The 16,856-nt window shown below is 59.9% G+C and carries 15 protein-coding genes, 1 pseudogene and 1 other annotated feature; of the genes and pseudogenes, 11 read left to right on the top strand and 5 right to left on the bottom strand.

The genetic code is table 11. The features are described 5' to 3' along the window. Positions 1–13: 13 nt before the first annotated feature. On the bottom strand, positions 14–634 hold the full coding sequence (locus GT756_RS01645; protein ID WP_002901738.1) for an L-threonylcarbamoyladenylate synthase: 621 nt from the start codon (positions 632–634) through the stop codon (positions 14–16). A gap of 16 nt (positions 635–650) precedes the next feature. Next, positions 651–1,514: an RNase AM gene (gene rnm, locus GT756_RS01650; protein ID WP_023289327.1), complete on the bottom strand. Its 864-nt coding sequence runs from the start codon at positions 1,512–1,514 to the stop codon at positions 651–653. 159 nt (positions 1,515–1,673) lie between these two features. Next, positions 1,674–1,769: a sequence feature (Trp leader region), on the top strand. A gap of 33 nt (positions 1,770–1,802) precedes the next feature. Between rnm and GT756_RS01655 the strand changes: the two genes are divergently transcribed. From GT756_RS01655 to trpA, 5 genes are read left to right on the top strand one after another with little or no spacing between them, the layout of a single operon-like run. Then, positions 1,803–3,365: an anthranilate synthase component 1 gene (locus GT756_RS01655; RefSeq protein WP_004203864.1), complete on the top strand. Its 1,563-nt coding sequence runs from the start codon at positions 1,803–1,805 to the stop codon at positions 3,363–3,365. After that, complete coding sequence (gene trpD, locus GT756_RS01660; protein ID WP_004148109.1) at positions 3,365–4,960, top strand: bifunctional anthranilate synthase glutamate amidotransferase component TrpG/anthranilate phosphoribosyltransferase TrpD; 1,596 nt, start codon at positions 3,365–3,367, stop codon at positions 4,958–4,960. The genes GT756_RS01655 and trpD overlap by 1 nt, the downstream gene beginning before the upstream one ends. Positions 4,961–4,963: 3 nt before the next feature. Further along, positions 4,964–6,322 (top strand): bifunctional indole-3-glycerol-phosphate synthase TrpC/phosphoribosylanthranilate isomerase TrpF, encoded by a 1,359-nt coding sequence (gene trpCF, locus GT756_RS01665; protein ID WP_160124526.1) that lies wholly within the window; start codon positions 4,964–4,966, stop codon positions 6,320–6,322. Positions 6,323–6,331: 9 nt separating this feature from the next. Beyond that, the gene (gene trpB / locus GT756_RS01670) at positions 6,332–7,525 is read left to right on the top strand and encodes a tryptophan synthase subunit beta (RefSeq protein WP_160124527.1); all 1,194 of its coding nucleotides are present in this window, start codon (positions 6,332–6,334) and stop codon (positions 7,523–7,525) included. After that, positions 7,525–8,334: a tryptophan synthase subunit alpha gene (gene trpA, locus GT756_RS01675; RefSeq protein WP_004203859.1), complete on the top strand. Its 810-nt coding sequence runs from the start codon at positions 7,525–7,527 to the stop codon at positions 8,332–8,334. Before trpB ends, trpA begins: the two co-directional genes overlap by 1 nt. Before the next feature lie 3 nt (positions 8,335–8,337). Here trpA and GT756_RS01680 read toward each other — a convergent pair whose 3' ends face one another. Then, entirely contained in the window at positions 8,338–8,820 is a 483-nt protein-coding gene (locus GT756_RS01680) for a MarR family winged helix-turn-helix transcriptional regulator (protein ID WP_048294549.1), read from the bottom strand. Positions 8,821–8,894: 74 nt separating this feature from the next. On the opposite strand from GT756_RS01680, the gene GT756_RS01685 reads away from it, so the two are divergent. Next, positions 8,895–9,842, top strand: a complete 948-nt coding sequence (locus GT756_RS01685; protein WP_160124528.1) for a zinc-binding alcohol dehydrogenase family protein — start codon at positions 8,895–8,897, stop codon at positions 9,840–9,842. Between the two features lie 154 nt (positions 9,843–9,996). On the opposite strand, the pseudogene GT756_RS26025 reads toward GT756_RS01685, so the two are convergent. Then, positions 9,997–10,529: pseudogene (locus GT756_RS26025) on the bottom strand (LysR family transcriptional regulator); the annotation flags it as partial. Positions 10,530–10,893: 364 nt separating this feature from the next. Between GT756_RS26025 and GT756_RS01695 the strand changes: the two are divergent. Together GT756_RS01695 and ybiX are read left to right on the top strand one after the other, a co-directional pair. Further along, positions 10,894–13,179, top strand: coding sequence for a catecholate siderophore receptor Fiu (locus GT756_RS01695; protein ID WP_160124529.1), 2,286 nt, complete (start codon positions 10,894–10,896; stop codon positions 13,177–13,179). 48 nt (positions 13,180–13,227) lie between these two features. Then, positions 13,228–13,905 carry a PKHD-type hydroxylase YbiX gene (gene ybiX, locus GT756_RS01700; protein ID WP_004203850.1) on the top strand — a complete coding sequence of 226 codons (678 nt, stop codon included), beginning with the start codon at positions 13,228–13,230 and terminating at the stop codon, positions 13,903–13,905. A gap of 78 nt (positions 13,906–13,983) precedes the next feature. Here ybiX and ompW read toward each other — a convergent pair whose 3' ends face one another. Further along, the gene (ompW, locus tag GT756_RS01705) at positions 13,984–14,622 is read right to left on the bottom strand and encodes an outer membrane protein OmpW (protein WP_004203849.1); all 639 of its coding nucleotides are present in this window, start codon (positions 14,620–14,622) and stop codon (positions 13,984–13,986) included. A 269-nt stretch (positions 14,623–14,891) separates the two neighbouring features. Between ompW and GT756_RS01710 the strand changes: the two genes are divergently transcribed. Genes GT756_RS01710 through GT756_RS01720 form a run of 3 tightly spaced genes read left to right on the top strand, consistent with a single transcriptional unit; the run spans position 14,892 to position 16,668 of the window. After that, a complete protein-coding gene (locus GT756_RS01710; RefSeq protein ID WP_004203847.1) occupies positions 14,892–15,305 on the top strand; it encodes a YkgJ family cysteine cluster protein in 414 nt (137 codons plus the stop codon). 25 nt (positions 15,306–15,330) lie between these two features. Next, positions 15,331–16,074 carry a YciC family protein gene (locus GT756_RS01715; protein ID WP_109938877.1) on the top strand — a complete coding sequence of 248 codons (744 nt, stop codon included), beginning with the start codon at positions 15,331–15,333 and terminating at the stop codon, positions 16,072–16,074. Between the two features lie 54 nt (positions 16,075–16,128). After that, the gene (locus GT756_RS01720; RefSeq protein WP_002901631.1) at positions 16,129–16,668 is read left to right on the top strand and encodes a septation protein A; all 540 of its coding nucleotides are present in this window, start codon (positions 16,129–16,131) and stop codon (positions 16,666–16,668) included. Positions 16,669–16,856 lie beyond the last annotated feature (188 nt).

Raw genomic sequence — 16,856 nt, forward strand, 5'->3', positions numbered from 1 at the left:
CCGGCAGGTAGTGTCAGAGAAACGGCCTCACGTCGCCCACGCCTTCGCGCAGCACCACCGGGGTATCTTCCGTCAGGTCGATAACCGTGGTCGGCTGCTGCCCCAGGAAACCACCGTGGATAATGAGGTCCACGACTTTCTCCAGACGATCTTTGATCTCTTCCGGGTCGGATTCGGTAAAGTCGCTGCCGGGCAGCATCAGCGAGGTAGAGAGCATCGGTTCGCCTAAGGTCTCAAGCAACGCCTGAGCGATGGGGTTGGACGGGACGCGCATACCAATGGTTTTACGCTTCTCCTGCAGCAGCCGACGCGGCACCTCTTTGGTCCCCTTAAGGATAAAGGTATAGTTGCCCGGCGTGTTGTTTTTCATCAGGCGAAACGCCACATTATCCACAAAAGCGTAGGTTGACAGCTCGGACAGATCGCGGCACATCAGGGTAAAGTTGTGGCCGTCCGGCAGCTGACGAATGCGGCAGATCCGCTCCATCGCCCCCTTGTCTTCAATTTTGCAGCCCAGCGCGTAGCCGGAGTCGGTAGGATAAACGATCACCCCGCCCTTACGCACAATCTCCACCGCCTGGTTAATCAACCGCGCCTGCGGGTTATCCGGATGGATATAAAAAAACTGGCTCATACTTCCCTCTCAATTTTTATTCGGCGGCCGCTTCCCAGCTGTGCCAGACGCCTTCCACGCCGGCAGGGAGCCAGAGCTTACGGCCAAGTTCGATCCACGCGCAGGGCTGATGGAAATCGGAACCCTGCGACGCCAGAAGACCAAACTGCACGGCCAGGGCGGCCAGCTGGGCGCGTTCATGGGGCGCCTGCTGGCACTGGGCCACTTCCATGGCATCACCGCCCTGCTCGCTGAAGTGGGCCAACAGCCGCTTAAGCCACTTGGCGGAAAGATCGTAACGCCCGGGATGGGCTATCACCGCCTTACCGCCAGAATGATGAATGACATCAATTGCTTGTTTTATTGTACACCACTGCGGCGGCACGTAACCGGTTTTCCCGCGGGCAAGGTATTTTTTGAAGACCTCCGCCATGTTCTTCGCGTGGCCGGCCTCCACCAGAAAACGGGCAAAATGGCCGCGGGTGACGGCGCCACCGTCCGCCAGCCGCAGCGCCCCTTCCCAGGCGCCGGGGATGCGCGCCTTCTCCAGACGCTCGGCAATCATCTGGCCGCGCTGCTGGCGCCGCGCTTTCTGCTCCTCCAGCAGGGCGGTCATCGCAGGGTGCGCAATATCAATATTGAGACCCACAATATGAATCTCGTGATTTTCCCAGAGGGTGGAAATCTCGACGCCGTTCACCAGGGTCAAGGGTAATCCGGCGCGGGCGATCTCCTCCCGGGCCGCGGGGATCGCCGCCACGCTGTCATGGTCGGTGATCGCCAGCGTGCCTACGCGCATTTCATGGGCGCGATGGACCAGTTCCTGCGGAGTCAGCCGCCCGTCAGAGGCGGTGGTATGGCTGTGCAGATCGTAAATCACTGCGTATTGGCTGTCGCTCAAAAGGACTCCTGCTGGACATCAACGTAAATAAGCGCATTATCATACCGACAGGCAGAGAAAATCTGCAAACAAGGGTTGACTTTATTCCATTGAACTAGTTAACTAGTACGCAAGTTCACATGAAGGGGTATCACGATGAAAATGCACTTTATCACTCTGCACAGCTGGTGGCGCACCTCCTGATAACGGGCGGCGTGATCGCGTTTTGCATTCAGCATACAGATACCCGGCCCGCCAATGAGCGGGCTTTTTATTGGACAAAAATAATACGAACAGGCGAGAACAATAATGCAAACATCCAAACCGGCACTCGAGCTTCTCACCAGCGACGCCATCTACCGGGAGAACCCGACGGCGTTATTCCACCAACTGTGCGGCGCCCGTCCGGCCACGCTGCTGCTGGAATCGGCTGACATCGACAGCAAAGATGACTTAAAAAGCCTGCTGCTGGTGGACAGCGCGCTGCGCATCACCGCTCTTGGTGACACTGTCACCATTCAGGCCCTCTCCGCCAACGGCGCCGCGCTGCTGGAGCTGCTGGACGGCGCGCTGCCCTCCGGGATCGCCAATCAGCGCCAGCCCAACGGCCGGATCCTGACCTTCCCGGCAGTCAGTTCCCTGCTCGATGAAGACGCCCGCCTCTGCTCGCTGTCAGTGTTTGACGCCTTCCGTCTCCTGCAGGAGCTGGTGACCGTCCCGGCCAACGAGCGTGAAGCGATGTTCTTCGGCGGCCTGTTCGCCTATGACCTGGTGGCCGGCTTTGAAGATCTGCCGCCCCTGCAGAGCGACACCGCCTGCCCGGACTACTGCTTCTATCTGGCGGAGACCCTGCTGGTCATCGACCATCAGACCAAGCATACCCGCATCCAGGCGAGCCTGTTCACGCCGCTGGAGAGTGAAAAACAGCGCCTGGAGCAGCGCCTGAGCCAGCTGCGCCAGCAGCTGAACGAGCCGCCGGCGCCGCTGCCGGTCACTACCGTGGCCGAAATGCGCTGCGACGTTGACCAGAGCGATGAAGAGTACGGCGCGGTGGTGCGCAAAATGCAGCGCGCGATCCGCGCCGGGGAAATCTTCCAGGTGGTCCCTTCCCGCCGCTTCTCGCTGCCCTGCCCGTCGCCGCTGGCCGCGTATGATGTGCTGAAGAAGAGCAACCCCAGCCCGTATATGTTCTTTATGCAGGACAACGATTTCACCCTGTTCGGCGCCTCGCCGGAAAGCTCGCTGAAGTACGATGCCGTCAGCCGTCAGATTGAGATCTACCCCATCGCCGGCACCCGGCCGCGCGGCCGCCGCGCCGACGGTTCGCTGGATCGCGATCTCGACAGCCGTATCGAACTGGAAATGCGTACCGATCACAAAGAGCTTTCCGAGCACCTGATGCTGGTGGACCTGGCGCGCAACGATCTGGCCCGCATCTGTACCCCGGGCAGCCGCTATGTCGCCGATTTAACCAAGGTTGACCGTTACTCCTTCGTGATGCATCTGGTCTCCCGGGTGGTGGGTGAACTGCGTCAGGATCTCGATGTGCTGCACGCTTACCGCGCCTGCATGAACATGGGCACTCTCAGCGGCGCGCCGAAGGTTCGCGCCATGCAGCTGATTGCCGCCGCCGAAGGTAAACGACGCGGCAGCTACGGCGGCGCGGTGGGCTATTTCACTGCCCACGGCGACCTCGACACCTGCATCGTCATCCGTTCCGCCTACGTGCAGGAGGGTATCGCTACCGTCCAGGCCGGAGCCGGCATTGTGCTCGACTCGGTTCCCCAGTCGGAAGCGGATGAGACCCGAAATAAAGCCCGCGCGGTGCTGCGCGCCATTGCCCAGGCCCATCACGCGAAGGAGATTTTCTGATGGCTGACATTCTGCTGCTCGATAATATCGATTCTTTCACCTATAACCTGGCAGACCAGCTGCGCGCCAACGGCCATAACGTGGTGATTTACCGTAACTCCGTTCCGGCGCAGGCGCTGATTGAGCGTCTGGGCACCATGGACAATCCGGTGCTGATGCTCTCCCCTGGCCCGGGTACGCCAAGCGAAGCCGGCTGCATGCCGGAATTGCTGACCCGCATGCGGGGCAAGCTGCCGATCATCGGCATCTGCCTCGGCCACCAGGCCATTGTCGAAGCCTACGGCGGCTATGTCGGCCAGGCGGGCGAGATCCTTCACGGCAAAGCCTCCAGCATTGAGCACGACGGCCAGGCGATGTTTGCCGGTCTGGCTAACCCGCTGCCGGTGGCGCGCTACCACTCGCTGGTCGGCAGCAATATTCCCGCCGGCCTGACGATTAACGCCAATTTCAACGGCATGGTGATGGCGGTGCGTCACGATGCGGATCGGGTGTGCGGCTTCCAGTTCCACCCGGAATCGATCCTCACCACCCAGGGCGCGCGACTGCTGGAGCAGACCCTGGCCTGGGCGCTGCAGAAGCTGGAGCATACCAACACCCTCCAGCCGATCCTTGAGAAGCTGTACCAGGCGGAAACCCTGAGCCAGCAGGAGAGCCACCAGCTGTTCTCCGCCGTCGTGCGCGGCGAAGTGAAGCCTGAACAGCTGGCCGCCGCGCTGGTCAGTATGAAAGTGCGCGGCGAGCAGCCGCAGGAAATTGCCGGCGCCGCCACCGCGCTGCTGGAAAACGCCGCGCCGTTCCCGCGCCCGGACTACCTGTTTGCCGACATCGTCGGCACCGGTGGCGACGGCAGCAACAGCATTAATATCTCCACCGCCAGCGCGTTTGTCGCCGCTGCCTGTGGATTGAAAGTGGCGAAGCACGGCAACCGCAGCGTTTCCAGTAAATCAGGCTCTTCTGACCTGCTGGCGGCCTTCGGCATTAATCTCGATATGAACGCCGATAAATCCCGCGCGGCGCTCGATGAGCTGGGCGTCTGCTTCCTGTTCGCGCCGAAGTACCACACCGGTTTCCGCCACGCGATGCCGGTCCGTCAGCAGCTGAAGACCCGTACCCTGTTTAACGTGCTGGGGCCGCTGATCAACCCGGCGCATCCGCCGCTGGCGCTGATTGGCGTCTACAGCCCGGAACTGGTGTTGCCGATTGCGGAAACCTTGCGCGTACTCGGTTATCAGCGCGCTGCCGTGGTGCACAGCGGCGGGATGGATGAAGTCTCGCTGCATGCGCCCACGGTGGTCGCCGAGCTGCATAACGGGGAAATTAAAAGCTATCAGCTGACCGCCGACGATTTCGGCCTGACGCCTTACCATCAGGCGCAGCTGGCGGGCGGCACGCCGGAAGAAAACCGTGACATTCTGACGCGCTTGCTACAAGGTAAAGGTGAAGCCGCTCACGAAGCCGCCGTCGCCGCCAACGTCGCCATGTTGATGCGTTTACACGGGCATGAAGATCTGAAAGCTAACGCTCAGCAGGTACTGGATGTGCTGCACAGCGGCGCGGCCTATGACAGAGTGACCGCCTTAGCGGCAAGAGGGTAAAGAATGCAGACCGTTTTAGGAAAAATCGTTGCCGACAAAGCGATTTGGGTGGAAGCCCGCAAACAACAACAACCGTTAGCCAGTTTTCAGAATGAGGTCGTCCCGACGCAGCGCAATTTCTATGACGCGCTGGCCGGCACCCGCACCGCGTTTATTCTCGAGTGCAAAAAGGCTTCGCCGTCGAAGGGGTTGATTCGCGAAGATTTCGATCCGGCGGCGATCGCCAGCATCTACAAACACTACGCCTCGGCGATCTCGGTGCTGTGTGATGAGAAATATTTCCAGGGCAGCTTCGATTTTCTGCCGATCGTCAGCAAGGTCGCGCCGCAGCCGATCCTGTGTAAGGACTTCACCATCGACCCTTACCAGATCTACCTGGCGCGCTACTATCAGGCCGACGCCTGCCTGCTGATGCTGTCGGTGCTCGACGATGAACAGTATCGTCAGCTCTCGGCGGTGGCTCACAGCCTGAATATGGGCGTGCTCACAGAAGTCAGCAATGATGAGGAGCTGGAGCGCGCCATCGCCCTGAAGGCGAAGGTGGTGGGCATCAACAACCGCGACCTGCGCGATATGTCGATTGACCTCAACCGCACCCGTCAGCTGGCGGCGCGTCTCGGCCCGGATGTCACGGTGATCAGCGAATCCGGCATCCATACCTATGCCGAAGTGCGTGAGCTGAGCCACTTCGCCAATGGCTTCCTGATCGGCTCCGCCCTGATGGAGCAGGCGGATCTGGAAGCGGCGGTCAAGCGCGTGCTGCTCGGCGAGAACAAAGTGTGCGGCCTGACGCGCCCGCAGGATGCGCAGGTGGCCTGGGAGTCTGGCGCCATCTACGGTGGGCTGATCTTCGTCCCGACCTCGCCGCGGGCGGTAAATGACGCCCAGGCTAAAGCGGTGATCGCCGCCGCGCCGCTGCAGTACGTCGGCGTCTTCCGCAATGCGCCGCTGGATGAGGTGGTCGCCCGCGCCCAGGCCCTGGAGCTGGCCGCCGTACAGCTGCACGGTGATGAAGACCAGGCCTATATCGACGCGCTGCGCGACGCCCTCGCGGATAGCGTCCGCATCTGGAAAGCGCTGAGCGTTGGCGAAACCTTGCCGTCCCGTACACTCCGCCATGTCGATAAGTATCTGCTCGACAACGGCCAGGGCGGCAGCGGCCAGCGTTTTGACTGGAGCCTGCTGCAGGGCCAGGACCTGCGTAACGTTATGCTGGCTGGCGGCCTCGGCGCCGATAACTGTGTGGAAGCGGCCAAAAGCGGCTGTGCCGGACTCGATTTCAATTCAGGCGTAGAGTCGCAACCCGGGATTAAAGACGCCAGCAAGCTGGCCTCCGTATTCCAGACGCTGCGCGCATATTAAGGAGCAATAATGAGCACTTTACTGAACCCCTACTTCGGCGAATTCGGCGGCATGTATGTGCCGCAGATCCTGATGCCCGCCCTGCGCCAGCTGGAAGAGGCCTTTGTCAGCGCGCAGAAGGACCCGGCCTTTCAGGCGGAATTCACCGACCTGCTGAAAAACTACGCCGGTCGTCCGACGGCCCTGACCAAATGCCGGAACCTGACCGAAGGGACCCGCACTACCCTGTACCTGAAACGCGAAGATCTGCTGCACGGCGGCGCGCACAAAACCAACCAGGTGCTGGGCCAGGCTCTGCTGGCCAAACGGATGGGCAAAACCGAAATTATCGCCGAGACCGGCGCCGGTCAGCACGGCGTCGCCTCAGCGCTGGCCAGCGCCCTGCTCGGTCTGAAATGCCGTATCTACATGGGCGCCAAGGACGTCGAGCGCCAGTCGCCGAACGTCTTCCGTATGCGCCTGATGGGCGCCGAGGTGATCCCGGTGCACAGCGGCTCCGCCACGCTGAAAGATGCCTGTAACGAGGCGCTGCGCGACTGGTCCGGTAGCTACGAGAAGGCGCACTATATGCTGGGCACCGCCGCCGGTCCGCACCCGTTCCCGACCATCGTACGTGAATTCCAGCGCATGATCGGCGAAGAGACCAAAGCGCAGATCCTCGAAAAAGAGGGCCGTCTGCCGGACGCGGTGATCGCCTGCGTCGGCGGCGGGTCAAACGCCATCGGCATGTTCGCTGATTTTATCGAGGAAACCCGCGTCGGCCTGATCGGCGTCGAGCCTGCCGGGCACGGTATCGAAAGCGGGGAGCACGGCGCGCCGCTGAAGCATGGTCGTGTGGGGATCTACTTCGGGATGAAGTCGCCGATGATGCAAACCGCCGACGGCCAGATCGAGGAATCTTACTCCATTTCCGCCGGGCTGGACTTCCCGTCCGTTGGGCCGCAGCACGCGTTTCTGAACAGCACCGGGCGCGCCGACTATGTGTCGATCACCGATGACGAAGCGCTGGATGCGTTTAAAGCGCTCTCCCGCCACGAAGGGATCATCCCGGCGCTGGAGTCCTCTCACGCTCTGGCCCATGCGCTGAAAATGATGCGCGAGAACCCGGAAAAAGAGCAGCTGCTGGTGGTTAACCTCTCCGGCCGCGGCGATAAAGACATTTTCACCGTACACGACATCCTGAAAGCGCGAGGGGAAATCTGATGGAACGCTATGAGACGCTGTTTGCCCAACTGAAAAACCGCCAGGAAGGCGCTTTCGTCCCCTTTGTCACCCTTGGCGATCCGGGACCGGAGCAGTCGCTGAAAATTATCGATGCGCTGATCGAAGGCGGCGCCGATGCCCTTGAGCTGGGGATCCCCTTCTCCGACCCGCTGGCGGACGGCCCAACCATCCAGGGCGCGGCCCTGCGCGCCTTCGCCGCGGGGGTAACCCCGGCGCAGTGCTTTGAGATGCTGGCGGCGATCCGCCAGAAGCATCCAACGATCCCAATCGGCCTGCTGATGTACGCCAACCTCGTCTTCAGCCCGGGTATCGATGAGTTCTATGCCCAGTGCGCCCGCGTCGGCGTCGACTCGGTGCTGGTAGCCGACGTGCCGGTGGAAGAGTCCGCCCCGTTCCGCCAGGCGGCGATGCGCCATAACATCGCGCCAATTTTCATTTGCCCGCCCAACGCGGATGACGATTTACTGCGCCAGATCGCCTCTTATGGCCGCGGCTACACCTATCTGCTGTCGCGCGCCGGGGTGACGGGTGCGGAAAATCGCGCTGCGCTGCCGCTGCACCATCTGGTGGAGAAGCTGGCGGAATATCACGCTGCGCCGCCGCTGCAGGGCTTTGGCATCTCCGCGCCGGAGCAGGTGAGCGCCGCCATTGACGCCGGGGCCGCCGGGGCGATCTCCGGTTCCGCCATCGTCAAAATCATCGAACGTCATCTTGATGAGCCGCAAACCATGCTCGACGAGCTGAAAGCCTTCGTCCAGAGCCTGAAGGCGGCGACCAAAACCGCCTGACCGTCAGCCGCCTGGCATCGCGCCAGGCGGCGATGATTTCTGCAAACTGTCGGCGTATTTGCGCGTTAAGCGAAACAGCGCCTGCACTTCATCTTCCGGCCACTGCGCCAGCACCTGATTCATTAACCGCCGCCGCGCGACGGCGATCCTGTCGATCATCTGTTGTCCCCTGGCGCTAAGCGTCACTTCGCTGATCCGTCGGTCATGACGGTTCGGTTGCTTACCGGCAAGCCCCTGGGCTTCCAGTTTCTTCACCTGACGACTGACGGTGGTGTAATCGCGCCCTAAATGATCCGCCAGCTCAACCACCCCCACCGGGCCATAGCGCCCTACCGCCACCAGAAGCGGAAACAGCATCTGTTCCAGCTTGACGCCAGCTGCCTGGAGGATCTGCTCGTCGCGCACCGGCTGGTTCATCACGCTGATGATATCCAGCAGCGCGCCGTGAAAGTCGGTAATGTCGTAGCTATTATGTGCATCTTGCATGTATTAATTTTCCGCGTATAGTGCTGCAAAACAATATGTGTATTTTACACATAATTCCCGACAGGAGATAATTTATGAAAGCAGGTGTGGTTTTTGATCTCGCAGGAGGCCCGGTTTGGGCCGATTTCATCGAGCCGCAGCCCGCGCCCGGCCAGACGCTTATTGACGTCCGCGCCGCCGCGATGAGCCATGTGGTCAAGGCCCGGGCATCAGGACGCCATTACAGCTTCGACGGCAATCTGCCTTTTGTACCCGGTATCGATGGTGTCGGCACTACATCCCAGGGCCAGCGCGTCTACTTCGCCTTCCCCACTGCCCCCTTCGGCAGTATGGCGCAGCGGGCGCCGGTCGCCCTGCAGAATTGCCTGCCGCTGCCGGATGAGCTCGATGATATCCCGGCGGCGGCGATGGCCAACCCCGGCATGTCCGCGTGGGCGTCTCTGGTGACTCGCGCCCAGCTTCAGGCCGGCGAAACGGTGCTGATTAACGGCGCCACCGGCAGCGCCGGTCAGCTGGCGGTGCAGATTGCCCGCTACCTGGGCGCAAAAAAAATCATTGCGGCCGGACGCAATGCGCAGTCGCTGGCGGCGATCGGCGCCGATGAATGTATTCAGTTAACTGCGGATGATAAGACGTTAACTGCACAGTTTTCAGCGGTCAGCGCCGCGCAGATCGATGTGGTCATCGATTATCTGTGGGGACACAGCGCGGAATTATTATTGCCGGCCCTGGCCAAATATACCCCGGCCGGCAGGCCGGTGCGCTATGTGCAAGTGGGGTCCCTGGCTGGCGCCGATATCGCGTTAAATGGCGCGGTTCTGCGTTCCGCCCCGCTCCTGCTGATGGGTAGCGGGATCGGTAGCCTGACGATGCCGCAGCTGCTGGCGGCGACCGGCGAAATGCTGCAGGCGGCGGTGCCGGGGAAATTGACCATCGCCACCACCCCGCGGCCGCTGCAGGAGATCGCGGCGGCCTGGCCGCAGGACGACAGCCAGAAGCGTACGGTTTTCACCCTCGGATAAAAAATCGCTTCCGCACAAAAGATGGGGTTGATATCTTAAATGAGAAATATTATCTTTCTCATCACTGAATAGTTGAGTAGATAACTCAGGTATTCAGTACGACATTGCTCACATTGCTTCCAGTATTTTTGCCCGCACTTGTGCGGGCTTTTTTTTACTCGCGACACACCTCTCGCACCCGCTGCCACAGCCAGCGGTGGCCGGGGCCTGCTCCAGGCGCGGACGCCACGCCTGCCACACCGTAATCACCCCGGTGCTGACCGGCAGCGGAAAACTTACTATCCCCTGCGGCGAAGGATGACGCACGCAGGAGGCCGGCACCAGCCCCAGCGCGGCGCTGAAGCCCGGCACGACGGCGGCGATGCGCCGGTACAGCCCCCGCCCCGCTCTGCCAGCTGGTCATCCACCAGCCCATATACGATCCCATGCCGGGAAACGATAACATGTCCCCAGGCGACATAGCGCTCTGCATCTATCGCCGCCGCGGCGGTAAACGGGATTGAGCACCGCGCGCATATCGCTCAGCACACTGTGCGTTTTGCTGCGGATCCGCTGCGCATGCGGGGTGAACACCATTTTGCGTCCGGCCCGCACCAGCAAGGGATCGCCGGTCACGTGCCGCAAGCGAGTTAACGTTCGGATCATCGCCGAAGTGCTAAGGCCGAAACGGCGGGCGGCGCCCGGGACTGGAGTATCTGGATGGCCACGGCCGCACGGTGCCCTGGTAAGCCCGCCGGGACGCCAGCCTCAGGGCGCCCTTCGGCGCCCGCCCGGCGTCTGTTATCCAAGGTCACCGCGCTATATTCCGCGTTGCCCTGCCGCCTTTACCGAGGTCACCCGCCTTTTTTGTTCAAAATTTATGAAATTTGTAAACGGTGGTGAAGAAATCAGTTTAAACGTCAACTTTTCTGTGTAAATATTAAGGCGAATGATAACTATTCTTTTTATCATTTATAGAATCACGCCGGGTCAGCGCAAGCCAGACGACGAATAACGTCGCTTTTGCGCGGCGTGATATGTGCTAATAACAAAAAATAAGCCTGCATTTATCATGGAAAAAAACGCTTCTCTGCCGTTTGGCAGTTTCAACTCATTGGCATTGTTTACAGGTCTGTGTCTGGGGGCCGCGCCGGCAACCGGCATGGCAGCGGAAAAATCAGTCAAAAATAATGAAGAGACGCTGGTGGTGGAAGCCGCTCCGCCTTCGCTTTATTCTCCCGGAACTTCCGCCGATCCCAAGTTCAATAAACCACTGGTGGATACCACTCGCACCATCACCGTGATCCCCGAACAGGTCATTAAAGATCAGGGCGTCACCAACCTGACTGACGCCCTCAAAAACGTCCCCGGCGTCGGGGCGTTTTACGCCGGGGAGAATGGCAGCTCAACCACCGGGGACGCCATCTTTATGCGCGGCGTGGACACCTCCAACAGTATTTATGTCGACGGCATTCGCGATATCGGCAGCGTGACGCGGGATACCTTCAATACCCAGCAGGTGGAAGTCATCAAGGGGCCCGCCGGCACGGACTATGGCCGCAGCGCCCCTTCCGGCTCGATCAATATGATCAGCAAGCAGCCGCGCCTTGACTCCGGGATCGACGGATCCGCCAGCATCGGCAGCGCCTGGTCGCGTCGGGGTACCCTTGACCTTAACCAGGCCTTCGGCGACAACGCCGCGTTTCGCCTCAACCTGATGGGCGAAAAAACCCACGACGCCGGCCGGGATAAGATTGAGAACGAGCGCTACGGCATTGCCCCGTCCCTGGCCTTCGGCCTCGATACGCCCACCCGTCTGTATCTGAACTATCTCCACGTCCGGCAGAATAACACCCCGGATGGCGGGATCCCCACCGTCGGCCTGCCGGGCTATTCGGCGCCTTCGCCGAAGTATGCCGCCCTCAATTCCGCCGGTAAGGTCGATACCAGCAATTTCTATGGCACCGACTCCGATTACGATAAATCCACCACCGACAGCGGCACCCTGCGCTTTGAACACGATCTGACGGACAATACCACCGTGCGCAATACCACCCGCTGGTCGCGTGTGAAGCAGGAGTATCTCCTGACCGCGGTGATGGGCGGCGCGAGCAATATCACCGCCCCCGACATCAATGACGTCAATACCTGGAGCTGGTCACGTCTGGTTAATACCAAAGATGTCAGCAACCGCATTCTGACCAACCAGACCAATATCACTTCGACCTTCAATACCGGATCGATAGGCCATGACGTCAGTGCCGGCGTGGAGTTTACCCGGGAAAACCAGACTAACTATGGCGTCAACGCCCTGACCGCTCCGGCGGTGAATCTCTATCATCCGGTGAGCAGCCTGTCGATTGGCGGGCTGGACAGAAACGGGGCGAACGCCAACGGCCAGACCGATACCTTCGGTATCTATGCCTTTGATACGCTGGCGCTGACCGATCGGGTTGAGGTCAACGGTGGGCTGCGTCTCGACAGTTACCATACCAAATATGACAGCGCCACCGCCTGCGGCGGCAGCGGACGCGGGGCTGTCGCCTGCCCGCCAGGACAGTCGACCGGCAGCCCGGTCACCACTGTCGATACCGCTAAATCCGGTAACCTGGTTAACTGGAAGGCCGGGGCGCTGTATCGCTTAACCGAGCAGGGCAATATCTACGTCAACTATGCCATCTCGCAGCAACCGCCGGGAGGCAGCAGCTTCGCGCTGGCAGCCAGCGGTAGCGGCAACAGCGCCAACCGGACCGACTTTAAACCGCAGAAGGCGAAATCCAGCGAACTGGGCACCAAGTGGCAGATCCTCGACAAGCGCCTGCTGCTTAGCGCGGCGTTATTCCGCACCGATATTGAAAACGAAGTGGCCGCCAACGATGACGGAACCTGGTCGCAGTACGGCAAAAAGCGCGTGGAAGGCTATGAGCTCTCCGCAACCGGGAACCTGACCCCGGACTGGACAATCATCGCCGGCTACACCCAGCAGCATGCCACGGTGACAGAGGGTCAGAATGTGGCGCAGGATGGCTCTTCCGCGCTGGCCTACACCCCGAAACATGCCTTTACGCTGTGGACGCAGTATCAGGCCACCAGCGATCTGTCCGTCGGCGGCGGTGTGCGCTATGTCGGAAGCCTGCGCCGGGGCAGCGATGGCGCGGTGGGTACCCCGGATCACACCGAGGGCTATTGGGTCGCCGACGCCAAACTGGGCTATCGGGTCAACAGCAATCTCGATCTGCAGCTCAATATGTACAACCTGTTTGATACGGATTACGTGGCTTCCATCAACAAGAGCGGCTATCGCTATCATCCGGGCGAACCCCGTACCTTTATGTTGACGGCGAATGTCCATTTCTGAGTCTGTACGTGGGGCCATCGCGCCCCATCTTTTTGAGAGAACACCGCAATGATGTATCACATTCCTGACGTGCTGACGGCGGACCAGGTGGCTGAATATGGCCGCCTGCTGGCGCAGGCCGAATGGGTTGACGGGCGGGTTACCGTCGGCAGCCAGGGGGCGACCGTCAAACAAAACCAGCAGATCGATACCCGCACGCCGCTGTACGCCCGTCTTCAGGCCGCCGTACTCGACGCGCTGCGCGGCCATCCGCAGTTTTTTTCCGCCGCGCTGCCGCGGACGATTTCCGCACCGTTGTTTAATCGCTACGGGCCGGGGGAGACCTACGGCTTTCATGTCGATGGCGCGGTGCGCCAGAACGGGGATGCGGGCTGGATGCGGACCGACCTCTCGGCGACGCTATTCCTCTGCGAGCCGGAAAGCTATGAAGGGGGCGAACTGGTGATTGAAGATACCTATGGCCAGCACCGGGTGAAGCTCCCGGCCGGACATCTGGTGCTCTATCCCGCCAGTAGCCTGCACTGCGTCACCCCGGTCACCGGCGGGGTTCGCCAGGCCTCTTTCCTGTGGATCCAGTCGATGGTCCGCGACGATAAGCAGCGCGCGATGCTCTACGACCTGGACCGCACGATCCAGTCTCTCAAAACCCGCTTAGGCGACGGGGAAGAGGTCCTCTCCCTGCTCAATATGTATCACAACCTGCTGCGCCAGTGGACTGAAGTGTGATCCGCAGGCGAAGGTTTATCGCAGGGAGGGGTGAGGAGGCAACAGACTGGCCGTCCGCTGGCCAGTTTGCAGCAGGCGTTAGAACCGATAGCCTGCGGAGAACATAAACACCCACGGATCCAGGCGGGTGCTGACTTTCTGGTCCACACCGCCGGCTTTGAATTTCACATCGGTGTCGATATCCATGTACCACACCGACATATTCAGCAGCCAGTCACGGTTAATCAGGTAATCGAGGCCGACCTGTCCTGCCGCGCCCCAGGAGTCCTTCAGGCTCAGATCGGAAAGCCCGGCCGCCTTGCCGGTATCGTTAAAGTCTTCATTAAAGAAGGTGGTGTAGTTAATCCCCGCCCCCACGTACGGACGCACCTTGCTTTGCGCATCGCCAAAGTACCACTGCGCCATCAGGGTGGGTGGCAACTGATGGACGGTAGCGATGGTGCCGGTTGGCCCGGTACCAACCTTATGGCGGAACGGCGTAGCCGCCAGCAGTTCCACACCGATGTTATCGGTCGCCATATAGGTAAAGGTTAAACCCAGCTGAGTATTGTTACTGACGTTGAAACTGCCCAGACTGCCCAGCACATTGTCAGAGCCTTCCGTCGGTCGGACGGTGGCGGTCCCGGCACGAATGAAAAATTCACCCGCTTCATGCGCCCAGACGCTGCCGGTAGTAAGAGTGCTTAGAATCAATGCCGCCGCTGCTAACTTCTTCATATCCACTTCCTCATTATGGTTTTTCAGCGCGGCCAAATATACCTATAACGAGTTACGTTTGATCTGTTTTAGATCACACTAAAACCTTAGATTTAACATTTATTGATCCAGATTAATTTTTGATACCGATCGCAATACGCTAAATCCTTCGCACATCAATTTTCACTTTTCGCAAAAAAAATTATTTCTGCCCCTCTTGCCGCCGCTGAGGCGGCTGGATAAGTTAACTGCCGACAATCTGTGTTGATGCGTTTTTTTCAGGTGTAATTATGAGTGAAATCAACCCGTGCATGACGTGCGGTGCCTGTTGTGCGTATTTTCGAGTCTCTTTCTACTGGGCGGAAGCCGACGACGCGGGCGGCCTGGTGCCCGCCGCGCTGACCGAGCCGCTGACCCCCTTCCTGCGCTGTATGAGCGGCACTAATCAACGTCAGAGCCGCTGTGCGGCGCTATCGGGCGAGATCGGCGACGCCGTCCACTGCACTATCTATGAAAACCGTCCTTCGCCATGTCGCGAATTCGCCATGTCCGGGGAAAACGGCGAGGAAAACGACGCCTGCAACCGGGCGCGAGCGCGCTATGGCCTGCCGCCATTGCGGCCTCTTTACAAAGATATACCTGCCCTGACCGGCGCAGAGAGTGCTACGACGGAAGGATTTGCGGTACAATCGCCGGCTAGTTAACACCTGCGACACTCAAGGAGAATGCATGTCTATCACGGCGAAGTCCGTCTACCGTGACACCGGGAATTTTTTTCGTAATCAGTTCATTACCATTCTGCTGATTGCGCTGTTGTGCGCGTTCATTACGGTAGTACTTGGCCATGCCTTTTCACCCAGCGACGAGCAGCTGTCGATACTCAGCGAAGGCGACAACCTCGCCGGTAGCGCAGGCCTGTTCGAACTGGTGCAGAATATGACGCCGGAGCAGCAGCAGGTTCTGCTGCGCGCCTCGGCGGCATCAACCTTCTCGGGTCTGGTGGGCAATGCGATCCTCGCCGGCGGCGTCCTGCTGCTCATCCAGCTGGTCTCTGCCGGTCATCGTGTCAGCGCCCTGCGCGCCATCGGCGCCTCGGCGCCGGTGCTGCCGAAGCTGCTGCTGCTGATCCTCTTCACCACTTTCCTGGTGCAGATGGGGATGATGTTAGTGCTGGTGCCCGGCGTGCTGCTGGCCATCGTGCTGGCCTTTGCGCCGATCATGCTGGTACAGGACAAAATGGGCATCCTCGGCGCCATGCGCAGCAGCATGCGCCTGGCGTGGGCCAATCTGCGGCTGGTGGCGCCGGCTATTATCGGTTGGCTGGTGGCGAAAACCCTGCTGTTACTGTTTGCTTCCAGCTTTGCCGCCCTGACGCCAAACGTCGGCGCAGTGGTGATTAATACCATCAGCAATCTGATTTCCGCCCTGTTGCTGATCTATTTATTCCGCGTGTATATGCTTATCCGCAGCTAATTTTAACCAGGACCGGGGCCTTCCCCGGTCCGTCCTGAAAGACGGGATCGATGTATGAAGCAGTTTCTGGATTTTTTACCGCTGGTGGTCTTCTTTGCCTTTTATAAGCTTTACGATATCTACGCCGCCACCACGGCGCTGATTGTGGCGACCGCCGTCGTGCTGATCTACAGCTGGGTGCGCTACCGGAAAGTGGAAAAAATGGCGCTGATCACCTTCGTGCTGGTGGCCGTCTTCGGCGGGTTAACCATCTTCTTCCATAATGATGAGTTTATTAAATGGAAGGTGACGGTGATCTATGCCCTGTTCGCCGGCGCGCTGCTGTTCAGCCAGTGGGTGATGAAAAAGCCGCTGATCCAGCGCATGCTGGGTAAAGAGCTGAGCCTGCCGCAGCAGGTCTGGTCGCGACTTAACCTGGCCTGGGCGGTGTTCTTTATTCTCTGCGGGCTGGCCAATATCTATATCGCCTTCTGGCTGCCGCAGAATATCTGGGTTAACTTTAAGGTCTTTGGTTTAACCGCCCTCACGCTGGTCTTTACCTTGCTGAGCGGGATCTACATCTACCGTCATATGCCGCAGGACGACCACCACTAACCCCTCCGCCGGCGCGCCATCGCGCGCCGCGCTCGCCCTCTATATTCTTACTGCACTGGCAAACATTCCATGCAACCACACAACCTCAGCGCATACGCTGACAGCTTCCCAGCCACACTGTGTAGGCTCTCTTCACGATTTCTCTCAACTGCATAAAAAGTTGCGGTAATTGTGAGGATTTTATGGAG

The sequence above is a fragment of the Klebsiella sp. Q2 genome (assembly GCF_009900705.1).
Taxonomy (GTDB): Bacteria; Pseudomonadota; Gammaproteobacteria; order Enterobacterales; family Enterobacteriaceae; genus Klebsiella; species Klebsiella quasipneumoniae.